Origin of the sequence: Pseudomonas sp. UYIF39, assembly GCF_029963765.1 — a bacterium.
Taxonomy (GTDB): domain Bacteria; phylum Pseudomonadota; class Gammaproteobacteria; order Pseudomonadales; family Pseudomonadaceae; genus Aquipseudomonas.
In genome coordinates this window covers 74935-100358 of record NZ_JALBYU010000004.1, presented here as the reverse complement: position 1 = coordinate 100358, position 25424 = coordinate 74935, and the positions used below count along the sequence as shown (strand labels likewise).

Below are 25424 nucleotides of genomic sequence, written 5' to 3'. Positions count from 1 at the left end.
TCATTCTCCTTTTATATTGGAGTGAATGCTGATATGCAGTTTTGGCGTCATCACCCGAAGGTTGTCCATGTCATAGACCTCGCCGCCTGCTCCGATGGGGTTGATATGGTGGATTTCATACTTTATTCGCCTACCCACCTGGTCCTGAGGAAGTGCGGCAGGAGCAAGTCGGTGTTTCATATCCATTTGTCTTAACTTTGTAAATTGGCCGCTCAACAGTTCATCGTCGCCCATAGCTTTCCAAAATGCCCTGCGAAACGCTTTAAAACTCGAAAACTCCCCCCCTCGAAATTTATCCGCAATCTGCATCGGAATCGGCGCTCCGTCTCCCGTCGAGGCAGCACCCAACCAGTTTCCGGAAACTACTTGTCCGGCGCCACTGGCAATACCGGGATCCTGCCGCCGATCCCTGAACATCGTGAATGTCGGAGGGATCCCGGAGTCGATCGGAAAGACGGTGATGAAGCCACCAAATCCGTAGCGATCCAGCTCCGGAAACGGATCGATTCGTCCCGCGTCGGGGGTGACGGTAGCGCCTTCATATATCGGCAGGTCAGTGTCGATCAGCGGAAATTCCGTTGAAGGATCCTGCGGTTCTATCAACGGCGTCCATGTGATGACGGGACCGTTGGAGACGGTGCTGCCGGAAACGTAAACATTCTTGCGCGCGTCAAAGTGAGCAAGCCTTACCGGCACACTGGCGGGTACTGTCACTCCGTCAGTGGCAACAACGACAATCTCTACGCTATTGCCTATCGTCCTCGAGCCGAGTCTCACCGGCAGGTCGATTTCCCCTCCGACGGCTGCCAGTTCATACAGATCGGGCGTTGAATCAGGAGCGAGTTCTGACAGCGGAACACTTATGGAGAAAAGATCACCGTTACCCAGCCTTGAGGGAGCCAATAGAGCGGCGAACCCGACCAGGACTGGCGTTGCTATTGACGCGAGTGCTGCGATAGCCGCGGATACCGCAGCGCGAAGCGCAGTCCTGAGCGCCAAGGAGGTTGCTGGACTAACGCCGACAGTTCCGAGTGTGCCGGTAAACGCCGGGCCGAATGCCGCCATCGAACCGACATTGGCAAACGTGGGGCTTTGCCACCGATCCTCTGTTTCCTCTCGCCATTGCGCCAGGAGGCGTGCCTGCTCGAGTTGTCGTTGGGTATCAGCCTCTGCCGCCAGACGAGCCTGTTGCCGCTCGCGCTCTTGCGCCTGCTTTTCCTTTTGCTGCTGTATCTTCAGATTCGTCAGTTGAGCTTGGCGTTGAGCCACGGCAGTAGCTGTATCAATGACTTTCCTGCGAGTCTCCAGACTCTGTCTTTCTGTTTGCAGTTGCTTTTGTATCTGCTCGATTCGCTGTTCCATTTCGGCTTGGAGACGAGCCTGCTCGGCTGCGAAATGCAGTGCGGCTGCTTCTGCATTAGCTTCAGCCTCGGCCAGCGCTGTTTTCAATGTAGCGATTCGTGCTTTTTCTTGAGCCTGATTCTGAGCCTGAAAATCAGCCAGCGCTTTAAGTTGTGCCTCTAGGTGTGCCTTGTCGGCAGCCATTCGAGCTTGCTCGACGGCCAATCGTTCGGTTTCTGCCAGCGCTGCAAGCCGATTTTGTTCGCGCCTTCGAACTTGTTCTTGCTCTCGGCGTGCCGCGTCAGCGATTTCTTTCAGGCGTTGCTGTTCAGCTGCGATCCGGGCGCGCTCGGCAGCTACTCGTTGGGCTTCCGCCGCTGCCGCTTGCGCTTGATCATTGGCCTGCACGGCGGCCAGCCGATTGAGTACCTGCACTTGTTGCTGGTTCAGTATCTGAATGGACTGCGCCAGCAGCCAGGCCTCGTGAGCAGCACGGTATGAGGCCGTCCATGCTTGCATTGCAATACCACCGGGCATGACCCGTTGTCCCATGGTCGATGCCTTTTGATAGAACTCAATCAAGCTTCGGTTCAGCGGGTCACCGCCATAAAACTGATTGGCAAGAGCTGTTTTCTGATGGAAGTCAGCGGTCTTTCGACTCAAAAGAGTGTTGCGAACACCTAGTTCACGAATGATCGCGTCTGCAGGAGCAAGCGGATGAGTCGAACCTTCCAGTCTTGTGGCTGCTAGTTCTTGTTCGATGGTCTGTGGTAGTTGACTGATGCGGGTTTGATATTCCTGCTCAAGTGACTTTTTGGTGACGTCTATCGTATGTGAGTTGGCAATAACAATATGGTGGGGGCCAAAGTTGTGGGGGCCAAACATGCCGCTATGGGGTATGGTCGATGAAGTTGCTGGTACGATCGGAACGTGTAACGGTGCAATTGCAGTCGTGTAAACAGCTTCGGTTAACTCCCATGTTGGAGGCTTTTGCATATTCATATCCTTTTGAATGTGCTTGTTGAATGGTGGGGTGGTGGGACATTGTTCGGTTAACGACTCACTTTTTGCCAGCGAGTGGTCGATATGTTTCAAGTTGCAGCAAAGTTTTGGTTCATGATTCTGGTAAGGCTGTAAGTAAATGCGTATGAGTTTGAGTGAACTTTCGGCGGGCTAAAACGATCGAGGGTAAATGCTTCTGTTCAAGAAGAAATTTCCCATGTCGTTTCTGGAGGTTTCTCGGAGGGGGGACGTTCGGTTTTTCAACAGGCATAAAAAAGGCCGCTGCAAACGCAGCGGCCAAAGTAAGACGATTGATCAAGGAGCAATAAATCAACGTCAGTGAACACGGGGCGATGAGTCGAACATCTTCAATTCATCTGAAATCTATCGCCAATGACGCGGACGGGTCACTCGCCATTACTTCGTGCTTTCCGGCCGTTTGCCGTGAAAGCCCGGCAAGAATAAGGCCTTGAGCCCGAAGGAAAAATAGCAATTCATGACATGAACTGTTGCAGCATGAGTAACAGTGCTGACAGACCCCGCCTACACGCCATGCGCTGCGTTGATAACCCTCCATCCAGCCCATCCATAACCCGCGCAAAACCCCGTCCCATGCGGGCATTCATCCTTTGGAGGTACATCGCGAATACCTCCTTGGTGCGCTTATCGCTCCCAACCTGCGGCAGTAGGGTGGGGCCTTCTGTCACTCACCGGGGAAGACGCATGACAAAAACAACAATGCGCGCCATCTTCACGCCGCAAGCGCTGGCCGCTGCGGTTGCCTTGGGTTGCTGCGCCCAGGCGCAGGCTGTTTCATTCAACATCGGGGAAATCGAGGGGACTTTTGATTCTTCGCTGTCCGTCGGCGCGAGCTGGGGCATGCGTGATGCCGACAAATCCCTGGTGGGCATCGTCAATGGCGGGACCGGCCAGTCTTCGACTGGGGATGACGGGCGGCTGAACTTCAAGAAGGGCGAAACCTTCTCCAAGATCTTCAAGGGTATTCATGACCTCGAATTGAAGTACGGCGACACCGGGGTGTTCGTGCGTGGCAAGTACTGGTACGACTTCGAACTCAAGGACGAGGACCGCGAGTTCAAACCGATCAGTGACAGCGGTCGTAAAGAAGGCGCCAAGTCCTCCGGGGCACAGTTGCTCGACGCCTTCGTCTATCACAACTATTCCATCGCCGATCTGCCGGGCACTGTGCGCGCCGGCAAGCAGGTGGTCAGCTGGGGTGAAAGTACCTTCATCGGCAACTCGATCAACAGCATCAACCCGATCGACGTTTCAGCGTTCCGCCGTCCTGGCGCCGAAATCAAGGAAGGCCTGATTCCGGTGAACATGCTGTTCGCCTCCCAAAGCCTGACCGACCAACTGTCGGTGGAAGGTTTCTATCAACTGGAGTGGGACCAGACTGTCGTCGACAACTGCGGCACCTTCTTCGGCAACGACGTGGTGGCAGACGGCTGCAACAAGAATTACACGGTTGCCAGCCCGGCGATTGCACCGTTGCAACCGATCGCTGCAGCGTTTGGCCAAGGCTTCGAAGTCAGCAAGGAAGGTGTGATCGTCCCGCGCGGTGGAGACCGCGATGCCCGCGACTCCGGGCAGTGGGGGACGGCGCTGCGCTGGCTCGGCGACGACACCGAGTACGGCCTGTACTTCATGAACTATCACAGCCGCAGCCCGACGGTCGGCACCACCACTGCCGGCCTGACAACGCTGGCACGGATCCCGGCCATCGTCGGTGCCGCCAACAGAATCGCACCCGGTACCGGGTCGGCACTGGCTCAGAGTGTGATGCTCGGACGCGGTCAGTATTACCTTGAGTACCCGGAAGACATTCGTCTCTACGGCGCGAGCTTTTCCACCACCTTGTCTACCGGCACGGCGTGGACCGGCGAGATCAGCTATCGCCCCAACGCTCCGGTGCAAGTCAGCACCAACGACTTGACCCTGGCCTTGCTCAACCCGATTGCAGGCGGCGCGGCATCGCCTATCGCCACCACGCCAGGTGCCGACAACAAAGGCTACCGCCGCAAGGAAGTGACGCAGGTCCAGAGCACCCTGACGCACTTCTTCGACCAGGTGCTGGGCGCCCAACGGCTGACACTGGTTGGCGAAGCTGCGATGGTGCACGTCGGTGGCCTGGAGTCGCGCACCAAACTGCGTTACGGCCGTGACTCGGTCTATGGCCAGTACGGTTTTGGCGGCGATACCGACGGCTTCGTCACCTCGACCTCCTGGGGCTACCGCGCCCGGGCGATCCTCGATTACGCCAATGTGATTGGCGGGATCAACCTCAAACCCAACCTGTCCTGGTCCCACGACGTCGCCGGCTACGGCCCCAACGGGCTGTTCAACGAAGGCGCCAAAGCAGTCAGCGTCGGCGTCGATGCCGACTACCGCAACACTTATACCGCGAGCCTCAGTTACACCGATTTCTTCGGCGGTGACTACAACACCCTGGAAGACCGCGACTTCCTGGCGCTGAGCTTCGGCGTGAACTTCTGATCTGGCTGAGAAGGATGAATTTGATGCGCAAGATGATTCTGCAATGCGGCGCCCTGGCCTTGAGTCTGCTGGCTGCCAACGTGATGGCGGCGGTCTCGCCTGAAGAAGCCAACAAACTGGGCACCAGCCTCACGCCGCTGGGCGCCGAGAAGGCCGGCAACGCCGACGGCTCGATCCCGGCCTGGACTGGCGGTATCCCGAAAAATGCCGGCACGGTGGACAGCAAAGGCTTCCTGGCTGACCCGTTCGCCAGCGAAAAACCACTGTTTATCATCACGGCCGCGACAGTCGACAAGTACAAAGACAAATTGTCGGAAGGTCAGGTGGCGATGTTCAAACGCTACCCGGAAACCTACAAGATCCCGGTCTACCCGACCCACCGCACCGTGGCCGTACCCCCGGAGATTTACGAGTCGGCCAAGCGCAGCGCACTGAACGTGAACAGCATCAACGAGGGTAACGGCCTGGCCAATTTCACCGGCAACCGCTATTACGCCTTCCCGATTCCGAAGACCGGCGTCGAGGTGCTGTGGAACCACATCACTCGCTATCACGGCGGCAACCTTCGCCGCATCATCACTCAGGTGACCCCGCAAACGAACGGCAGCTACACGCCGATCCGCTTCGAGGAAGAGATCGCCGTACCGCAACTGATGAAGGAGCTGGACCCGGAAAAAGCCGCCAACGTGCTGACCTTCTTCAAGCAATCGGTGACGGCACCTGCACGACTGGCGGGTAACGTGCTGCTGGTGCACGAAACCCTCGATCAGGTGAAAGAGCCGCGTCTGGCGTGGATCTACAACGCCGGCCAGCGCCGTGTGCGTCGCGCACCGCAAGTGGCTTATGACGGGCCGGGTACTGCGGCTGACGGCCTGCGCACGTCCGACAACTTCGACATGTTCTCCGGTGCGCCGGATCGCTACGACTGGAAATTGATCGGCAAGAAGGAAATGTACATCCCCTACAACAGCTACAAACTCGACTCGCCGAGCCTCAAGTACGACGACATCGTCAAGGCCGGGCATATCAATCAGGACCTGACCCGCTATGAATTGCACCGGGTCTGGGAAGTGATCGGTACGGTCAAGCCGAGCGAACGGCACATCTACGCCAAACGCCACATGTACCTCGACGAAGACAGCTGGCAAGTAGCGCTGGCGGACCACTACGACGGTCGCGGTCAGCTGTGGCGAGTGGCCGAGGGTCACGCTCAGTACTACTACGATCACCAGACCCCGGCCTACACCCTCGAAGCGCTCTACGACATCATTGCCAGCCGTTACATTGCCCTGGGAATGAAGAACGAAGAGAAGCACAGTTTCGAATTCGGCTTCGAAGCCAAGGCTGCCGACTACACGCCATCGGCCTTGCGCGCCGAGGGCGTTCGGTAAGGGGTTTGATACATCGACAGTACAAAAGGCGACCGGGTGGTCGCCTTTTTTATGGCTGCCAATCAGCGTGCTGAATACTTCTCAACAAGCGGGTTAGAGAGGATTAGGGTTGCCGGACAATTATAAAAAGGCACGCCGCAATGACCGCCATGATTTCGTGTCTGGACCGTTCTGGATTCCTGCCCCGTCTGTCCACTCATCACCAGTCACGGGCTCGCTTGACCGAGCCATTGATGGCCTCCACTGCACGGGTGAAGTTGCTCTGCGCGCCGGCCGGCAGCGGCAAGACTGCGCTGCTCGCCGAATGTCTGTTGCAGGCACCAACCCAGTGCCGCGTGTTCTGGTTGCCATTGTCTGGCGTGGCGTCGAGTGCGGCGGAGTTTCGTCATCGTCTGGCAGAGACGCTGGGGCTGGCTTCGTCAGGCGAATCCGAGTTGCTGGGGTATCTGTCACGATTGCAGACTCCAACCTGGCTGTTTCTCGATGACTTTTGCCGCGTCCCGAACCCCGAATTAGACCTGCTGCTGGATCGCATGTTGGCGATCAGTAGCCCGATGTTGACCTGGTGGCTGGGCACCCGCCGTCGGCCGCAATGCAACTGGCCGCGGTTGCTGCTTGATGATGAGTTATATGAGTGCGAGCACTCCACGCTGGCGTTTAATCAAAGTGAGATCGCCAAACTGTTGCGGCATTTGGCACCGGCCGAGGCCAATACTGTCGCCGGCAAGATCATCCAGCGCAGTGGTGGCTGGTGCGCCGGCGTACGGATTGCGCTACTGCAAAAATGCGACTGGTCACACAACAACACGCCACATGGCCGAACGAACACCTTGCTCGATTACCTGGAGCACGAGTTGTTTACCACGCTGACGCCGGAGCTGACGGAAGCCTGGCGGGTACTCGCCCATTTACCGCGATTCAATGCAAGGCTGTGCGATCACCTGTTTGGCGCGGGTGAAGGTGCGCAATGTTTGAGGACGTTGCAAGAATTGGGTTGTTTTATCGAGCCTTGGCAGGGCTCGGCAGACTGGCTGCAGATTTTCCCGCCACTCACCCAGTTGATGCGCGATGAGCAATGGCCGGCGGGACGTTCCTGGCATCGTCGTGCCTGCCAGTGGTTTGCGGCCGAACTCGATTGGAAAGCCGCCTTCGAACAAGCACTGCTGGCTGAAGAGTTCGAGGTCGCCGTCAGCCTGTTGCAGCACTTCAGTTTCGAGCATTTGTTCGAGGAGCAAACGGTGGTGCTGTTGTTGCGTTTGCATGAGCAGCAAGGCGAGGAACTGACGCTGGGCAGCCCGCAATTGGTCGGATTGATTACAGCTGCGCTGTTATTCGCCGGACGTTTCGAACAGGCGACTGCCTGTATCGCTCATTTGGCGCATTTCACGCCTCAACCCTCGGCGGTGCTTCAGCGTCAACTGATTGCACGTTGGCAGGCCCTGCAGGGTTGGTTGCTGCATTTACAGGGACGAATGGAGGCTTCGCGCGCGCACTTTCTTGAGGCGTTGAGCGCGCTCGATCGCGAATGTTGGACGGCGCGCCTGATGTGTTTGTCCGGTTTGACGCAACAGGCATTGTTAAGGGGCGAACTCGACGTGGCGCAAGCCCACAACCGCGAGGCGCTGTGCCTGGCGCGGGCGCAAGGTTCGCTGGTGTTCGAGGGCCTGATGGAGCTCGATCATGCGCAGTTGCTGGAGCAACGGGGGGCGGCGGTGCGGGCCGAAAGTCTGCTCTGCGACATCGATGAATTGCTCCGTCAGCGTTCGGACCGACCTGCACCCTTGCTGGGACGAATTGCATTGCGTCGCGGGCGGTTGGCCCTGTGCCTGGGCGCAGACGAGCGAGCTGCCGAGTTCTTTCAGGCGGGTCTGGACGATTGCTTGCGTAACCACGACAAGCGCGTGTTGTATGGGTTTCTGGGGCAGGCCCAATTAGCGGCGAACAAGGGTGATTACGCCCAGGCATTCGTCCGGTTGCGCGATGCCGAGCGGCTGATGCAACAACGGCATATTCCAGACACCGTTTATCGCGGCGTTCTGCTGCAAGTCAGCAGCCAGCTCTGGTTGCAACAAGGTCGCCCGGACCTGGCACACGAGGCCCTGACCCGCGTGCTGCGCCACTATCGCGGGCCGAATGCCCGGCAGGCACCGCCGGCGACCCTGGAGCTCATTGCGCGAATCGAATACTTGCTGATCCTGGCCGATACTCAATTGCACATGGCGATCGAACCTTTGGCGCAGCTTCACGGGGCTCTGGTCGTTGCGCACGAACGCGGCATGTTGAACCTGGAAACAGAACTGCAACTGATGATTGCTCAAGTGGCCTGGCTCACCGGCGATAGTGCGCGGGCGCAAAGTGCTCTGCAGCGGGGCCAGGAGTTGGCGGAGCGCGGTCATTTACAGTTTGCGCTGCGTGAATTGAGTTTGCGCCAGCCCGATCTGTACCGTTGTGCGGGGCTGGTAGATCTCAGGGAAAAGGCTGACGCAGTGGTTGCGGATGGTCCTCTGAGTCGACGGGAACTTGAAGTGCTCACCTTGATTGCGCAGGGTAACTCCAATCAACAGATTGCCGAGAAACTTTATATTTCTGTTCATACGGTAAAAACCCATGCGCGTCGTATTCATGGGAAGTTAGGTGTTGAACGTAGAACACAGGCGGTTGCCAAGGCCAAACTGTTGAAGTTGTGTTAGGTGACTAAGCGGGTCGGGTATTAAATTTATTGAAATAAACATCGTGTGTTCGATTGAAGATTATTCTTTTAGAGTTGGGTTTAAGTTCTGGGGTAAATAAATAATTATTTACCAATTAGCTCGAAATAAAGGATGAATAAATTGAACAAGATGTTCATGAGTTTGATGCTCGATACCCTGCGCCAACGCGTCGATAGTGCAACTGAATTGAAGAAGGCTAACTTGGCAGGTCAACAACTGTTGGCGGTGCTTAAGGCGATTCCTTCGTTCAAGGACATGGCGCGAAATCGATTGGTTGAAGAACTTCGGGAGTACCATCCGGGTGTTGAGCTCGATAAGGTTTTTGTGAATAGAGGCAGCTACGCGGACAATCTTGAATATCGACCGGTAGGTTCGTTGCTGGAGGTCCACTTCGAATGTCTGTCACGTAATCTGTCTCCCAACTACATAGGCGGTTCTGATGATGTTTATGACCGCCCGAACACGACCGACAGCCAATTCAAAGTTTCAGGGTTGGATATCTATAAGGTTGAGCGTCTTCTCGAGAATGCCCGAAAAAATCTGAGCTGGAAGCATCGCAATAGTCTTGACCAGTATTGGAAGGCAGCGGCCAATGGGAAAGTCGATGGAAACCCTTCATCTACCCACAAGGATGTTCTGCAGCAATCGATAGCAAGGACGCTGATGGCGGAGCTTTCCTTGAGCGTTATCGGTGGGCGGCTGGAGCCTCACCAAGGCGAGCGGGTTGCAGATATTTTACTGTCGGGTCATGGCGGCTCTCTGTATCAACTGGCGATTACCAATGTGGGTGAATTCCCTGTTCGGCTCCCATCAGGGTTTGTCGTGGACATGTCCGGTTTGGGTAATTCTGAACTAAGACTGGGCAATGAACATTACGGATGCGTGCTATATACCCCTGATCGAGGGTTCGACTATTTCCTCAGCAGCAATGATGTGCATGCGGCTTTGAGTAGTCGTCTGTCGATATCCGGGAGCAGCATTACTTACCCGGGTTTGCAAGAGAGTGTCTTTGAGTATTGCGTCAGTTCGCAGATCAAACACCAGAAAGACGAAGTGGCGAAATTTCTGGGCAACAGCAACTCTAACGGTGTGGACCTTTTTGCTCTAGAGCGTAATCAGCAACTGAGCGCACTTCGATCCAGCTGGTTATTGAGCTTCGAAGCGTTGCAGTCCGCCGTTAAACGCACCGAATGGCCCAACTGGTTGAAGCTGGCAAGCCAATCCGTACAGGAGCGCTATTCGGAACTTGAGTACTCGATGGTCAAGTACGAGTCTGACTTTAACGCCACATTCAATGGGTATTTTTCTTTACGGGAGTATACCCGACGGCAAGTTGCCAATTGGACCCGGAGTGCTCTAGGTATCGAATTGGACTCCGAGAGCATTCGGGTGCGCAGTGTCTATGAGTTCAAGGTCGGTGGACGGACTATCCGTCAAGAGGACAGCTACACCTTGACCGAGTTTGTGACGGTTGGCTTGCATGATTCCGGTCATCGCGCCCGGTTGGTGCTTGAGGGCGGCGAGGCCTTCGGTCTGACCGTCGCGAAGCTCGAGAACTGGTTGCAGAATGTTGATGTGCGAGCAAACTTTGTGAATGCTCAGCCGGCCAACCCGCCTCAGCCTTACCGCGAAGCGTTCAACAATAAAATGCTCAGTCGGATGGAGTTTGACTTATGGGTTGCACACCATTCCGGTCGCTTCAGCCGTGAGGATTTCAATCTCGTCAATCGGGCAATGGCCGGCGACTCGGCGGTATTGATCAATGGTGTGAGTATTGCGGATTCAACTCAACCGTTGAAGGACGTGCTGGTGTTCCATGGAAGTCAGGGGGCGCTGGGGCCGCAGCAGGTTTTTCTGAGAAACTCTCATGGTCACTATGAGTTTCTGCGTTTCGGCAGCTTTTCTGAATTTGCAGATCAGCTCAAACTCTGGATGAGCGGTGATCCTGTTTATGCTGCGTCGCTGATTAACCCCAATGACCTGCCAACCATCGGTAAAGAGTTAGAGGAGGCGAGGGGGCTGCGGTGGTACCTGGATAGAATTCGTGTCGCTGCGGTGGTACTGAGTCGCAGCCCGAATGAACGGCTGGCCGGCCTGGTGCAGGTGGATTACCGGTGGACGCTCGCGGAAATAAATTTGGTTGCACCCCTGAATTATCGAGGTGTCACGCAATCCCGGCGTCAGATGTACGCTCGGCTCAATACAGAAATCAAGGCGCTGTATACGGTCGAGTTCCGTGACACCGGATTCCCATCCTTTGAGCTCTTCGCTCGCAACCTTATTAAACAGAGGATAGAACAGGTACTTCGAGAACGAGGGAGCGCTGTCGATGTAGATCCGGATCTCGTTTATGTACAGATCAGCCCTCAAGAGGATATGACCCTGTCGCAACTGATTATCAGTGAGCGTAGTTTTGAGGCCAACAACAGTCCGAAACCGGATCCACGGGATTATCCGCGATTCCACTGGTCAACAGCTCACCCGGCACTGGACAAATTGTCGATCCGAGATATTTCCGGTTGGTCGAAAACACTTCGTGCAGCGGAGAAGTATATTGAGTTGTTAAATTCTGACTATTTGTCGTCAAGTCATCCGCTGTATACGTTTAAGCGAGAGGTAAACTTCAAGAAATTGCAGGGTGAGATGTATCAGGCGTTACTCTCTCAATATTTTGAAGCTGGTTTGAATCTTGAGCAGTTGAATAGCTTGGAACGCATTATTGTTGGATTGAAAACTCCTGAGAAATACCGCCTTTCGGAGCCCGTTGTAAATACTGAAAGTGTTTACTATTTTACGTTGAAGAGTACCCGTAAAGTTGAGGGTGTTTATATTTTCCGAGTTGTCACAAGCAAGGGGGTTGAAGACTTTATTTACACTCCGCATGCACCGGATCATGTCGCATTTCGTAGCGTAAATACCTTTGTGGGGTCTATTCGAGATCGCGCGGGTCCGTTCAGGGAGTACTACATCAAGCGGATAAGCTTTCTCGATAAGAAGGTCATTAACGATTATTTCGATGAGCTTCAGGCGAAGCTTGATACCGTAGCGCCACCGAAGCCTCTGATCAATACTCGCGTCAGGGATTTGGGAATGTCCTACGGAATTCACGTCAGGCGGGTTATCGAGGACGTGGACGCCAAAACTACCAGTCTTGCCGAAATTATCGGAGGCCTGGTTTACGAAAACCTGAAGTTGGCGGCCACTGTTATTAGTATCGTCATTCCTCCCGTTGGCCTCGCGGTAACGGCGATCGAAGTCGCTAAAAACATCTACGACGGTATCAAGGCTCATTACTACGGTGACTACGATGCCACGTTTACCCATTTCAAGGATGCCCTGATTGGGCTGGTCGGTCTGGCTAACGTGGGGCTGGGAGTCGAGAGCGTGACCAAGGCGCAGAAGACGCTCATTCAACTGGTGGGTGATGCCAATACCGTGGTGGGGCTGATGTCCACGGCGCTGGGGCAGACACTCGGCCATGAACGTCTGATCGAGATCTTCCAGCAAGTGCTCGACGAACCTGATGTCAGCACCAGTAAAACCATAGTGATTTGACGGGCAGTTAACATTCGCTGGCAGCGATGCCGTCAGCGGAAGCTCAAATCGAGCTGGCGGGGTCAAACCCCATCCGCCAGCTCACGGCCCGCGTCGCAGCCAACAACCGCTGCGCCGCCGGGCCGTTTTCGTCGGCGTGAAATAACGACGCCGGGCCGACAATGGTCATCACAGCAGCAACATGCCCGACAGCGTTGAACACCGGCGCCGACAGGGCATCCACGCCCGGCATCAGCAAACCATGCACATGATGCAGACCACGTTCGCGGATCTGTTCGCACAACGCCTTATAGGCCTGATCGTCCGCCAGCGCATGTGAAGCGCTGCTTTGCAGTTCCTGCTCGCGCAACTCCAAGGTTTCACGCTTCGGCAGATACGCGCCGAACACCAGCCCTGTTGAAGAACTGAGCAACGGCAACACCGAACCCAACTGAGTCACCACCGTCACCGCGCGCACCGCCGGTTCGATATGCACCACCGTCGCGCCCTGATTGCCCCATACCGCTATAAAGCAGGTTTCATTCAGATCGTCACGCAACTCGGCCAGGGGCAGGGCGCCGACTTTCAGCACGTCCATACTGTTCAGAGCGGCGAGACCGACGCGCAAGGCTTCGCGGCCCAGACCGTAATGGTTGGTGGCAGCGTTCTGTTCAGCAAAACCGCTGGCAATCAGCGCCTGCAAATAGCGGTGAACCTTGCTCGCCGGCATCTGTACGTGTTCGGCCAGGCGCGACAGTGAAGTCGATGGCGATAACTCGGCCAAGGCCTTGAGGATGTCGGTGCCGACCTCGGCCGAGCGGACTTTCTGTTTATCGTTGCTGCGCGGCGTTTCCATGGAGGCGGTCTGATCCCGGGACGAATGGGCGTCTTTATAGCTTGACGGTCAATACCAATCAAATTACGTTAAGCGTAATCGAATTACGATAAAAATAACCCAGGCGTGCCGAGACCTCTTGAATGGAGCGACAGGCCATTGCCTACTCCCTGTTCAGGAGGCTCCATGAACCTCGATTCAACGGCGCCCGAGCTGGCTTATCAGTCCGGCTTCGGCAACGAATTCAGCAGCGAAGCGTTGCCCGGCGCACTGCCCGTCGGCCAGAACTCCCCGCAAAAAGCCCCCTACGGTCTCTACACCGAACTGTTCTCAGGCACGGCGTTCACCATGCCTCGCAGCGAAGCGCGGCGCACCTGGATGTACCGCATTCAGCCGTCGGCCAATCACCCGGCGTTCGTCAAACTGGATCGGCAACTGGCTGGCGGCCCATTGGGTGAAGTGACCCCCAATCGCCTGCGCTGGAATCCGCTGGACATCCCGACCGAGCCCACCGATTTCATCGACGGGCTGGTGAGCATGGCCGCCAACTCGGGCGCGGAAAAACCGGCCGGGATCAGCATCTATAGCTACCGCGCAAACCGCTCCATGGAGCGAGTGTTCTTCAACGCCGACGGCGAACTGTTGCTGGTGCCTGAGCTGGGACGCTTACGCATTGCGACCGAATTGGGTGTGCTGGAACTGGAGCCACTGGAAATCGCCGTGCTGCCGCGCGGTCTGAAATTTCGCGTCGAACTGCTCGACCCGCAAGCTCGCGGCTACATTGCCGAGAACCACGGCGCGCCGCTGCGCCTGCCGGACTTGGGGCCGATCGGCAGCAACGGCCTGGCCAACGCGCGGGACTTCCTGACCCCGGTTGCCCATTACGAACACCTCAAACAACCGACCACCCTGGTGCAGAAATTCCTCGGCCAGTTGTGGGGTTGCGAGCTCGATCATTCGCCGCTGAACGTGGTCGCCTGGCACGGCAACAACGTGCCGTACAAATATGACCTGCGCCGTTTCAACACCATCGGCACGGTCAGCTTCGATCACCCGGATCCTTCGATCTTCACCGTCCTGACGTCGCCGACCAGCGTCCACGGTCTGGCCAATCTCGACTTCGTGATCTTCCCGCCACGCTGGATGGTCGCCGAGAAAACCTTCCGGCCACCGTGGTTCCACCGCAACCTGATGAACGAATTCATGGGCCTGATCAAGGGCGAGTACGACGCCAAGGCCGAAGGTTTCGTGCCCGGCGGTGCGTCCTTGCACAGTTGCATGAGCGCCCATGGGCCGGACGGCGAAACCTGCACCAAGGCGATCAACGCCGAACTCGCGCCAGCGAAAATCGACAACACCATGGCCTTCATGTTCGAGACCAGCCAGGTGCTGCGCCCGAGCCGATTCGCCCTGGATTGCCCGCAACTGCAAAACAACTACGATGCCTGCTGGGCCACGCTGCCCGCCACTTTCGACCCGACCCGGAGATAACCCATGACTCAGACTTCCATCACTCGTAGCTGGGTTGCCTCCGCCAACGGCCATGCTGATTTCCCATTGCAAAACCTGCCGCTGGGCGTGTTCAGCGTGAAGGGTTCAGCACCGCGCAGTGGCGTGGCCATTGGCGAACATATCTTTGATCTGGAAGCCGCACTCGATGCCGGCCTGTTCGATGGCGTCGCAAAAACCGCAGTCGAAGCCACCCGTGGCGGTCAGCTGAACGCGTTCTTCGAACTGGGTCGTGACGCTCGCGTTGCCCTGCGTGAACGTCTGCTGGAACTGTTCAAAGAAGGCAGCACCCTGCACGGCAAGATCGAAGCCCAAGGCGCAAAACTGCTGCCACTGGCGGCGAATTGCGAGATGCACCTGCCAGCGAAAATCAACGACTACACCGACTTCTACGTCGGCATCGAGCACGCGCAGAACGTCGGCAAACTGTTCCGTCCGGACAACCCATTGCTGCCGAACTACAAGTACGTGCCGATCGGCTACCACGGCCGCGCCTCGACCATTCGCCCGTCCGGCACCGACGTTCGCCGTCCGAAAGGCCAGACGCTGCCAGCCGGCCAGACCGAGCCGACGTTTGGTCCATGTGCACGTCTGGATTATGAGCTGGAGCTGGGCATCTGGATCGGTCAGGGCAACGAGATGGGCGACTCGATCGCCATCGGTGACGCCGCCGATCACATTGCCGGTTTCTGCCTGCTCAACGACTGGTCGGCGCGAGACATTCAGGCCTGGGAATACCAGCCGCTGGGGCCGTTCCTGTCGAAAAGCTTTATCACCAGCATCTCGCCGTGGGTGGTGACTGCCGAAGCGTTGGAGCCGTTCCGTCGTGCTCAACCGGCACGTCCGCAAGGCGATCCGCAGCCGCTGCCGTACCTGTTCGACAAGCGCGATCAAGCGGCGGGTGCCTTCGATATCGAGCTGGAAGTGCTGCTGCTCACCGAAGGTCTGCGCGAGCAAAAACTGCCGGCCCATCGCCTGACCCTGAGCAATACCCAACACATGTACTGGACCGTGGCGCAAATGGTCGCGCACCACAGCGTCAACGGCTGCCAGTTGCAGGCCGGTGACCTGTTCGGTTCGGGCACGTTGTCGGGTCCGGAAAATGGTCAGTTCGGCAGCCTGCTGGAAATCACCGAGGGCGGTAAAAAGCCGATCGAACTCGCGTCCGGCGAGGTACGTAAATTCCTTGAGGACGGCGACGAAATCATCCTGCGTGCCCGTTGCAACCGCGAGGGTTTTGCCTCCATCGGTTTCGGCGAGTGCCGCGGCAAAGTGCTGCCGGCACGCTAAGAGGATCGGGTCATGGAACTCTTTACCTACTACCGTTCGACTTCGTCTTTTCGGGTGCGCATTGCGTTGGCGCTCAAGGGGCTGGATTACCAGGCGCTGCCGATCAATCTGATCGCGCCGCCAGGTGGCGAACATCGACAGCCGCCGTATCTCGGCATCAACCCGCAAGGCCGGGTGCCGGCTTTGCGCACCGACGAAGGCGAACTGCTGATCCAGTCACCGGCGATCATCGAATACCTGGAGGAACGTTATCCACAGGTGCCGCTGCTGTCCAAAGACCTCGCCGCTCGCGCCCATGAGCGTGGTGTGGCGGCGGTGATTGGTTGCGATGTGCATCCGCTGCACAACGTCAGCGTGCTCAACAAGCTGCGGCAGTTGGGGCACGATGAACCGCAAGTGGTGGAGTGGATCGGGCACTGGATCAGCCAAGGGTTGGCGACGGTGGAGCAGTTGATCGGCGATGAGGGTTATTGCTTTGGTCAGACGCCTGGGCTGGCGGATGTTTACCTGATTCCGCAGCTGTACGCGGCCGAGCGCTTCAGCATTTCACTTGAGGCGTATCCGCGGATTCGTCGAGTGGCGGCGTTGGCGGCGACGCATCCGGCATTCATCAAGGCGCATCCGGCGGGCCAGCCAGATACCCCTTAAAAACATCAGATCAAAAGATCGCAGCCTCCTTTGCTGTTAATGGACGATGGAGTTAGGCGGCAAATGCCCCAGCCGCTCAGTCAGGCGAATCCGCTGGATCGGGTCGTCACTGAGCAGTAATGCATGCTCCAGGTCAAAACGCTCGGCGTTCGGGCAATCCAGGCGTTGATAGAGACTGGCCCGGGCCAGGTAGTCAGAGGCACTGGCGTTTCCCAGTTCCAGCACTCGTTCGGCGTCGATCAGAGCGCCGATGTTGTCATCGTTAGAGAGGTGTAACTGACGCAGGTTGCGCGACAGCCGCTGCAGCATTTGCACCGGCTCGGCGGTGAGTAAATGCTCGGCGCCAAGCTTCATGTTCGGGCCGTACTGGCGTTGCAGCAGTTCCCGGCAATCGTTGGGGTACAACCGACGTCCGCCGCATGGGTCGAGAAGGTGATCGGCGCCCGGTACCCGTAGCAGGAAATGCCCGGGGAAGTTGACTCCAACCATGGGGATTTCCAGACCTTTGGCCAGTTCCAGAGCAATCAACCCCAGGCTCAGCGGCTGCCCGCGTCTGCGTTCCAGCACTTTATTGACCAGCGCGACTTGCGCACGCAATGGCGTGGAGTCGTCCTGAGCGAATCCCAGGTCATTCATGCGCCGTAACAACGGCTGGGCCAACTCGCTCACTGGCAACATCGGCAAGCCATAGCTGACCCGTTGTTGCAGGTCCTTGAAATCGTTCAGCACCGCCTCGGGATTTACCTCCGTGTCGTGTTCGGCGGCAATCCACAGCGCCGCCTCGAACAGCGCGGGCGGAGAACGTTGCAGGCAGTCGAAGAAACGTTGGCGGGGGGTCATCAAAATCTCCGGGTAATGCCTCGTTTTAGCCCCGTCTCCGCCATTCGTCCAGTGCCGAACATAGGCGGTTGCAGGTTATGTCAGAAAGACTGCATGGCGGCGGCGCTTATTCCGGTGCGCTCCTGCAATTTTTGGGCGCAAGCCTATACTGGCGACTACAAGAAGTGATTCGGGAGCCCCACGATGTTCGCTCTCATGCAAAGCACTCGCCTTGAATCGCTGCATCTGAGCGTCGACTCGGTCACCGGGTTGAAGGCGGTCATTGCCATTCATAACAGCCGTCTGGGGCCTGCCCTGGGCGGGTGTCGTTACCTTGCCTATCCGAGCGACGAGTCCGCCGTCGAGGATGCGGTGCGCCTCGCCCAAGGCATGAGTTACAAGGCGGCGCTGGCCGGCCTGGCTCAGGGCGGCGGCGTGGCGGTGATTGTTCGCCCGGTCCACGTGGAAAACCGCGCCGCGCTATTCGAAGCCTTCGGGCGTTGCATCAATCAGCTTGACGGCCGCTACATCACTGCCATCGACAGTGGCACCTCCGTGGCAGACATGGATTGCATCGCCCAACAAACCCAGCACGTCACCAGCACCACCTCGGCGGGCGACCCGGCACCGCATGCGGCGATGGGCGTGTTCACCGGCATTCGTGCGACCGCCATGGCCCGGCTGGGCAGCGATAACCTCGAAGGCCTGCGAGTGGCGATTCAAGGGCTCGGCAACGTTGGCTATGCCCTCGCCGAACAACTGCACGCCGCCGGTGCCGAGCTGCTGGTCAGTGACATTGATCACGGCAAGGTGCAACTGGCGATGGAGCAACTCGGCGCCCATCCGATCGCCAACGACGCGCTGCTCAGCACACCCTGCGACATACTCGCGCCTTGCGGTTTGGGCGGCGTGCTCAACAGCCACAGCGTGACGCAACTGCGCTGCGCAGCGGTGGCCGGTTCGGCAAACAACCAACTGACCCATCTGGAAGTCGCCGATCAACTGGAGCGGCGGGGCATTTTGTATGCCCCGGATTACGTGATCAATTCCGGCGGGCTGATCTACGTTTCGCTCAAGCACCGTGGCGAAGAGCTCACGACCATCACCGCGCACCTGTCGAAAATCAGCTCACGGCTGACCGAAGTCTTCGCCCATGCCCAAGCGGAAAAACGCTCGCCGGCCCGAGTGGCTGACGAGTTGGCGGAGAAAGTGCTGTATCGATGAGGTTGAACCGATGAAGGAGTGAGGGCCTATCCGGCAGACTTGCTCCCAAGGCCTGGCGCCACAAGCGTCAGGCTTGACTGACGCACGCTGACGCGGCGTGCCAGGAGCCCCTGTGACGCTTCGCAAGGTTGAGCTGCCTTACACCCGATTTTTATCCCCTGACGGCCAATTGCTCGGCGAACTTCCTTCCTGGGCCGACGATTTCAATTTGCTGACGCGCCTTTATCGGCAGATGGTCCTGACCCGCCTTTTCGATCAGAAAGCCGTCGCCCTGCAACGCACCGGGCGCATCGGCACTTATGCGCCGACGTTGGGCCAGGAAGCCATTGGCGTCGCCGTCGGCAGCGTGATGCACGCCGAAGACGTGCTGATTCCGTATTACCGTGACACCGCCGTGCAGTTGATGCGTGGGGTGCGCATGGAAGAAATCCTCCTGTACTGGGGCGGTGACGAGCGCGGCAGCGACTTTGCCGAACCGGCGGCGGCCCAGGACTTTGCGATCTGTGTGCCGATTGCCACCCAGGCCTTGCATGCCTGCGGGGTTGCCAGTGCATTCAAAATCCGTGGCGAACATCGAGTCGCCGTCACCACCTGCGGCGACGGCGCCACCAGCAAGGGCGATTTCCTCGAAGCCCTCAACGTCGCCGGTGCCTGGCAGTTGCCGGTGGTGTTCGTGGTCAATAACAACCAATGGGCGATCTCGGTGCCACGACGGATTCAGTGCGGCGCCCCGACCCTGGCACAGAAAGCGATCGGTGCCGGCTTCCACGGTGAGCAGGTCGACGGCAATGACATGCTCGCGGTTTACGATCGAGTACACGTGGCCCTCGAAAGGGCGCGTCACGGTAAAGGCCCGGTGTTGCTGGAATGCCTGAGCTATCGCCTCGGCGACCACACCACCGCCGACGATGCCACACGCTACCGGCCGGCGGACGAGGTCAAGCAGGCCTGGCTCGAAGAGCCGGTCAAACGCCTGCAACGTTTCATGGTCGACCAGGGCGTGTGGGACGAAGGCCGCGAACAGGCGCTGATCAGCGAATGCCAGGGCCTGGTGCAGCGTGCTGTGGATAACTTCGAGGCGGCGGGTACTCAGGCGCCCGAATCGGTCATGGATCACGTCTACGCCCAATGGCCGGCGCCGCTCGCCGGGCAGCGTGAAGAATTGCTCGAAAGGGCGGCGCGCCGCGCGGGAGATTCGGGCCATGAGTAACGGCAAAGTCACGTTGCTGGAAGCGGTGAACCTCGCGCTGCATCGGGCGATGAGCGAAGACGAGAACGTCATCGTCCTCGGTGAAGACGTCGGGGTGAACGGCGGCGTGTTTCGCGCCACTCAAGGGCTGCGCGACAGCTTTGGCTTCAAGCGAGTCATCGACTCGCCGCTGGCCGAAACCATGCTCGGCGGACTGGTGGTCGGCATGGCCGCTCAGGGCCTGAAACCGGTGGTGGAAATCCAGTTCATGGGTTTCATCTACGCCGCCATGGAACACCTGGTGTCTCACGCCAGCCGCATGCGCAATCGCACACGCGGGCGGATCACGTGCCCGATGGTGATGCGTACGCCGATGGGCGCAGGGATTCGCGCGCCGGAACATCACAGCGAAAGCACTGAAGCATTGTTCGCGCACATTCCAGGTCTGCGGGTGGTGATTCCCACATCGCCGGCCCGGGCCTATGGCTTGTTGCTGGCGGCCATCGATGACCCGGACCCGGTGGTGTTTCTGGAACCGACCCGGCTCTATCGCATGAACCCGCAAACGCTGGTGGATGACGGTAAACGCCTGCCGCTGGACAGCTGTTTCACCCTGCGCGAAGGCAGCGACATCACGCTGATCAGCTGGGGCGCCAGTGTGATGGAAACCCTGCAAGCCGCCACCGCATTGGCCGAGCGGGGCGTCTCGGTGGAAGTGATCGATGTCGCGAGTATCAAGCCGCTGGACCTCGACACCCTGGAAGCCTCGGTGCGCAAGACCGGTCGCTGCGTGATCGTTCATGAAGCGCCGCGCTCCTGTGGTGTCGGTGCGGAAATCGCCGCCAGCCTCTACGAGCGGGTGTTGCTGGAATTGCAGGCGCCGATTCAGCGGGTTACCGCGCCGGACATTCCGCCGCCGCTGTATCGACTGGAGTCGCTGTACATGCCCAACGTCGACGACATTCTTCAGGCCTGCGACAACGTTCTTCACTTCGCCTGAACCCAAGGGGGCTGCGATGAAGTATTTCAAACTGCCGGATCTGGGCGAAGGTTTGCAGGAGGCGGAAATCGTTCGCTGGCACGTCGCAGTCGGCGATACCGTCAAGGCCGATCAACTGCTGGTGTCGGTAGAAACCGCCAAAGCCTTGGTGGATATTCCCGCGCCATACGACGGCGTGGTGGCAAAACTTTACGGCGGCGAGGGCGACATCATTCACGTCGGTGAACCCCTGCTCGGCTACGAAGGCGAAGCCGATGCGGGCACCGTAGTGGGGCGACTCGAAGGTGGCGGCAGCAGTCAGGAGGACTCGTTTTTCATCGGGGCGGCCCCCTCGACCCGGGAGCATCTGGCGACTCGCGCCACGCCGGCCGTGCGGCAACTGGCTCGGCAACTCGGCGTGGAGTTGAGCGGGTTGACGGGCTCCGGCCACGAAGGGCTGATCACCCGCACGGATGTGGAAAACGCGGCTCAAACTGAACTGGATCGCTTCGGCGGCGAACGGCTGCGCGGTGTGCGGCGCAGCATGGCGCTGAACATGGCGCGGTCCCACGCCGAAGTCGTGCCAGTGACGATTTTCGGTGACGCCGACCTGCATCGCTGGGGGCCGGCCCGCGAACCGCTGATTCGCCTGGCCAAGGCGATGGCGGCCGCGTGCGCCGTGGAGCCGGTGCTCAACAGTGCCTTCGATGGCAAAAGCCTGTCGCTCAAACAACACGAACGGCTCGATCTGGGCATCGCCGTGGATACCCCGGACGGCCTGTTCGTGCCAGTGCTGCGCGATGTCGGTCACCGCACCCCGGCTGACTTGAAGGAAGGCGTTATGCGATTAAGGGCCGATGTGCAGGCTCGATCGATTCCGCCCAAGGAAATGATGGGGGCGACCCTGACGTTGTCGAATTTCGGCACCTTGTTCGGCCGCTACGCCAACCCGGTGGTGGTGCCGCCGCAAGTGGCAATCCTCGCTGCTGGCGCGATTCGTGACGAACCGGTGGCGGTCGATGGCGCGGTGGTGGTGCATCCGGTCCTGCCGCTGTCCCTGACTTTCGATCATCGCGTGGTGACGGGGGGCGAGGCGGCGCGTTTCTTCAAGGCGCTGGTCGAGGCGCTGGAACAACCCGAAGCTTAGGTTTTTCGCAGGCATGAAAAAGGCCCTGAGTCATTTGACTCAGGGCCTATTCAATTCGGGCGTTGCTTACTTGGCAGCCTTGGGGGCTTTGGCTGGCTTGGTCGGCTCAGCGACTTCAACAGGTGCAGGCGCCTCAACGGGTGCAGCCTTTTCAACGACTTCAGCAGGCGCATTGAGCAATTCGGACAACGCGTCCGGCTGGCTCTTGAACGCCTTGGCGAACACATCGCGGTTCTTCGCCATGTAGATCCCGGCTTCTTCCACTTGCTGTTCGGTCAGGGACGGAACGGCTTTTTGCAACACTTCGGCCAGCAACTCGGCCAGTTCGAGCATTTTGTCATGACGGTCAGCTTCGGCTTTATCCATGAACAAGCGCTCCAGATCTCGGCTGCTGCGGTATACCACTTCGACGGCCATTCACCACCTCACATGCCTTCACATTAAGTTGTCTTATTCGACCACTGTATTTATATACAGCTAAAAGGATAAGCGAATCCCTGCGCTTTGGGTAGTGGCTTTTTAATGTAGACCGAATTCAGGTGATCTGCGCCAAACCTGTGGGAGCCGAGCTTGCTCGTGATGAGGCCCTCGAATCCAGCACAAAAGTGTCCAGTGGCAGCCCATCGCCATCTCACCCAACAGCCTCTGGCCTTTTTTCTGCATGCTGAACAACCGTCACGTCAAACCCGCATCATCCGCTCGAACCGAGCTAAGGAAGAATCATCGTGAAAATCAACTGGGCCGAGAACCTGCGGCAGAACGTGCATCAACTGGCCGAGTCTCTGGGCAACCTGTTCGTCGAGACCTTCCACTACCTGGCGCTGTTCGCCATCGGTGCAGTCACCGCGTGGGCGGCGGTGATGGAGTTTTTGCAGATGATCGAGGCGGGGCACATCAAGATCGATGACATCTTGCTGCTGTTCATCTACCTGGAACTGGGGGCGATGGTCGGGATTTACTTCAAGACCAACCACATGCCGGTGCGTTTCCTGATCTACGTGGCGATCACTGCGCTGACGCGACTGCTGATCTCCAACGTCTCGCACCACAATCCGCCGGATGTCGGCATCATCTACCTGTGCGGCGGGATTTTGTTGCTGGCGTTCTCGATTCTGGTGGTGCGATACGCCTCGTCGCAATTCCCTTCGGTGAAGATCGAACACCCGCAGCGCAAGATCGGTGCGGGTTCCGGTGAGCATCCCGAAGTCGAGAAGGGCGAGCTTTAAAGCCGCATGGCTGGCCGGCTGTGACCCTTGACGCGGGGCGGCGGCAGGTTGCGATTGTCGCCGTCGGTCATGGCTTCGAGGATGGCCACGGCGCTGTGGCCCTGTTCGATGGCGATGCCGAATTGAATGCTTTGCACCAGGCGTTTGAGGCGCTGGGGGTCATTGCGCTGTTCGGCACTGATCATCCGTTTGGCGACCACGTGACCACTGTTGGACAAGGTCAGCATGATGCAGCCATCCAGACCCTGAATGCTCAGGTTGATCTGATAATCCGGTGCAAAAGCATCGGTAATGAGCTGAAAAGGGTTGTCCATGATGCGTTACCGCCTGATTGAACGTGCAGTTGTTGACCCGCCGTGATCGGGATTAGTTCGCAACACCAGACCGCCGGCACGTCGCTCGCTGAGGTTTTCAACAGTCCTTTTGCCTCAGATAGGACTTAGCAAGGGCCATGCCGGGAAAACTGTCGAACAATGATTTCGGCAAAAATGAGGCGGGCGCCGTGGCTAATGCTGAGTATTCACGCTGCAACGCGATCCGTGTAGCAGCTGGCGAAGCCTGCGTTCGGCTGCGCAGCAGTCGTCAAACCTGAGGACTCGGTCTTACTGAGGCACCGCATCGTCTGATTTCACGACTGCTACGCAGCCGAACGCAGGCTTCGCCAGCTGCTACAGCCCGCCTTCTTTTTGCCTGCCCGTTTCAGGGCATGAATGAGTAGATGATCGCAGACAGTGCAATCAAACCGATCAACACCACGAACACGTTCGAGGCCTGGCCCGAGTACTGGCGCAAGGCCGGCACGCGGCGGATGGCGTACATCGGCATCAGGAATAGCAGGCACGCGATGATGGGCCCGCCGAGGGTTTCGATCATGCCGAGGATGCTCGGGTTGAACGTCGCCACGGCCCAGCAGCTGAGGATCATGAACAGCGCGGTCATGCGGTTCAGCCAACTCGCCGACATCACCCGGCCACGGCCGCGCAGGCTTTTCACGATCAGGCCCTGAAAGCCTTCGCTGGCGCCGATGTAATGGCCGAGGAAGGACTTGGTGATCGCCACCAGCGCAATCAACGGCGCGGCGTAAGCGATGACTGGCGTCTGGAAGTGGTTGGCCAGGTACGACAGGATCGAGATGTTCTGCGCCTTGGCAGCCGCCAAGTCAGCCGGGGACAGGGCCAGCACGCAACTGAAGCAGAAGAACATCACCGTCACCACCATCATTGCGTGGGCGATGGCGAGGATGCCGCTGCTTTTGCGTTCGGCCTGTTCGCCGTAACGCTGTTTCTGATCGACGGAGAAGGCGGAGATGATCGGCGAATGGTTGAACGAAAACACCATCACCGGGATCGCCAGCCACAAGGTCTTGAAGAACAGCGGCGTGGCCATGCCTTCACTGGCGGTGGCGAAGAACGCTCCGTTCCAGTTCGGGATCAGGCTGAAACCGAGCAGCAGCAAGGCTGCGACGAACGGGTAAACCAGCACGCTCATGCATTTGACGATGACACGCTGGCCGCAACGGACGATCGCCATCAGACCGAGGATCAGCACCAGCGACAGAATCGCCCGTGGTGGCGGGGCGATGTGCAACTGATGCTCCATGAAGCTGCTCAAGGTGTTGGTCAATGCCACGCTGTACACCAGCAGAATCGGGAAGATCGCAAAGAAATACAGTAGCGTGATCAGCTTGCCGGCACCGACGCCGAAGTGTTCTTCCACCACTTCGGTGATGTCCCCGGAGCGACCGGACAGCACGAAACGGGTCAGGCCGCGGTGGGCGAAAAAAGTCATCGGAAACGCCAGCACGGCCAGGATCAGCAGCGGCCAGAAACCACCCACGCCGGCGTTGATCGGCAGGAATAGCGTGCCGGCGCCAATGGCGGTGCCGTAAAGGCCAAGCATCCAGGTGGTGTCGTATTTACTCCAGCCCTTGTGGGTTATTTCGCTATTACGTGTCAGGTCTACAGCAGGATTATCGGCAGCAGGCGTACGTACATCGGTCATCGTTTGGCCTCGTTATTGTTCTTGCTCGGGCTCACGTGTTGCGGACGGTCAGGGAGTGCTC

The 25424-nt window shown here is 58.3% G+C and carries 17 protein-coding genes and 1 pseudogene; 12 read left to right on the top strand and 6 right to left on the bottom strand.

Translation table 11 applies throughout. The features are described from left to right. Positions 1–2436: an S-type pyocin domain-containing protein gene (locus MO767_RS07000; RefSeq protein WP_282479939.1), complete on the bottom strand. Its 2436-nt coding sequence runs from the start codon at positions 2434–2436 to the stop codon at positions 1–3. Between the two features lie 630 nt (positions 2437–3066). On the opposite strand from MO767_RS07000, the gene MO767_RS06995 reads away from it, so the two are divergent. From MO767_RS06995 to MO767_RS06980, 4 genes are all read left to right on the top strand, one after another. Further along, positions 3067–4860: a DUF1302 domain-containing protein gene (locus MO767_RS06995; protein ID WP_282479938.1), complete on the top strand. Its 1794-nt coding sequence runs from the start codon at positions 3067–3069 to the stop codon at positions 4858–4860. A gap of 23 nt (positions 4861–4883) precedes the next feature. Next, a complete protein-coding gene (locus MO767_RS06990) occupies positions 4884–6251 on the top strand; it encodes a DUF1329 domain-containing protein (RefSeq protein WP_282479937.1) in 1368 nt (455 codons plus the stop codon). Positions 6252–6391: 140 nt separating this feature from the next. Continuing rightward, positions 6392–8941, top strand: a complete 2550-nt coding sequence (locus tag MO767_RS06985; RefSeq protein ID WP_282479936.1) for a LuxR C-terminal-related transcriptional regulator — start codon at positions 6392–6394, stop codon at positions 8939–8941. Positions 8942–9091: 150 nt separating this feature from the next. After that, positions 9092–12517 (top strand): DUF6543 domain-containing protein, encoded by a 3426-nt coding sequence (locus tag MO767_RS06980; protein WP_349016915.1) that lies wholly within the window; start codon positions 9092–9094, stop codon positions 12515–12517. 43 nt (positions 12518–12560) lie between these two features. On the opposite strand, the gene MO767_RS06975 is transcribed toward MO767_RS06980, so the two are convergent. Then, positions 12561–13352, bottom strand: coding sequence for an IclR family transcriptional regulator (locus tag MO767_RS06975; protein ID WP_282479934.1), 792 nt, complete (start codon positions 13350–13352; stop codon positions 12561–12563). A gap of 165 nt (positions 13353–13517) precedes the next feature. Between MO767_RS06975 and hmgA the strand changes: the two genes are divergently transcribed. The 3 genes from hmgA to maiA are packed head-to-tail and all read left to right on the top strand — an operon-like array spanning position 13518 to position 16778. Then, on the top strand, positions 13518–14822 hold the full coding sequence (hmgA, locus tag MO767_RS06970) for a homogentisate 1,2-dioxygenase (protein ID WP_282479933.1): 1305 nt from the start codon (positions 13518–13520) through the stop codon (positions 14820–14822). 3 nt (positions 14823–14825) lie between these two features. Continuing rightward, positions 14826–16130 carry a fumarylacetoacetase gene (gene fahA / locus MO767_RS06965; protein WP_282479932.1) on the top strand — a complete coding sequence of 435 codons (1305 nt, stop codon included), beginning with the start codon at positions 14826–14828 and terminating at the stop codon, positions 16128–16130. A 12-nt stretch (positions 16131–16142) separates the two neighbouring features. Further along, positions 16143–16778: a maleylacetoacetate isomerase gene (maiA, locus tag MO767_RS06960; RefSeq protein WP_282479931.1), complete on the top strand. Its 636-nt coding sequence runs from the start codon at positions 16143–16145 to the stop codon at positions 16776–16778. 36 nt (positions 16779–16814) lie between these two features. Here maiA and MO767_RS06955 read toward each other — a convergent pair whose 3' ends face one another. After that, positions 16815–17618 carry a transglutaminase family protein gene (locus tag MO767_RS06955; protein WP_282479930.1) on the bottom strand — a complete coding sequence of 268 codons (804 nt, stop codon included), beginning with the start codon at positions 17616–17618 and terminating at the stop codon, positions 16815–16817. A 183-nt stretch (positions 17619–17801) separates the two neighbouring features. On the opposite strand from MO767_RS06955, the gene MO767_RS06950 reads away from it, so the two are divergent. The 4 genes from MO767_RS06950 (at position 17802) to MO767_RS06935 (ending at position 22136) form a co-directional block, all read left to right on the top strand. Next, positions 17802–18821, top strand: a complete 1020-nt coding sequence (locus MO767_RS06950; RefSeq protein WP_282479929.1) for a Glu/Leu/Phe/Val dehydrogenase dimerization domain-containing protein — start codon at positions 17802–17804, stop codon at positions 18819–18821. 112 nt (positions 18822–18933) lie between these two features. Continuing rightward, a complete protein-coding gene (gene pdhA / locus MO767_RS06945; protein WP_282479928.1) occupies positions 18934–20031 on the top strand; it encodes a pyruvate dehydrogenase (acetyl-transferring) E1 component subunit alpha in 1098 nt (365 codons plus the stop codon). Beyond that, positions 20024–21010, top strand: a complete 987-nt coding sequence (locus MO767_RS06940) for an alpha-ketoacid dehydrogenase subunit beta (protein WP_282479927.1) — start codon at positions 20024–20026, stop codon at positions 21008–21010. The genes pdhA and MO767_RS06940 overlap by 8 nt, the downstream gene beginning before the upstream one ends. A gap of 16 nt (positions 21011–21026) precedes the next feature. Continuing rightward, positions 21027–22136, top strand: coding sequence for a dihydrolipoamide acetyltransferase family protein (locus tag MO767_RS06935; protein WP_282479926.1), 1110 nt, complete (start codon positions 21027–21029; stop codon positions 22134–22136). 177 nt (positions 22137–22313) lie between these two features. On the opposite strand, the pseudogene MO767_RS06930 reads toward MO767_RS06935, so the two are convergent. Continuing rightward, positions 22314–22553 (bottom strand): annotated as a pseudogene (locus MO767_RS06930) (YebG family protein); the annotation flags it as partial. 308 nt (positions 22554–22861) lie between these two features. Here MO767_RS06930 and MO767_RS06925 point away from each other — a divergent pair. Beyond that, positions 22862–23362, top strand: coding sequence for a phosphate-starvation-inducible PsiE family protein (locus MO767_RS06925; RefSeq protein ID WP_282479925.1), 501 nt, complete (start codon positions 22862–22864; stop codon positions 23360–23362). Here MO767_RS06925 and MO767_RS06920 read toward each other — a convergent pair. Both MO767_RS06920 and MO767_RS06915 read right to left on the bottom strand, forming a co-directional pair. Then, positions 23359–23676: a DUF3509 domain-containing protein gene (locus MO767_RS06920; RefSeq protein WP_282479924.1), complete on the bottom strand. Its 318-nt coding sequence runs from the start codon at positions 23674–23676 to the stop codon at positions 23359–23361. The two genes, MO767_RS06925 and MO767_RS06920, sit on opposite strands and share 4 nt — an antisense overlap. A gap of 385 nt (positions 23677–24061) precedes the next feature. Beyond that, on the bottom strand, positions 24062–25363 hold the full coding sequence (locus MO767_RS06915) for an HAAAP family serine/threonine permease (protein ID WP_282479923.1): 1302 nt from the start codon (positions 25361–25363) through the stop codon (positions 24062–24064). Between the last annotated feature and the right edge of the window lie 61 nt (positions 25364–25424).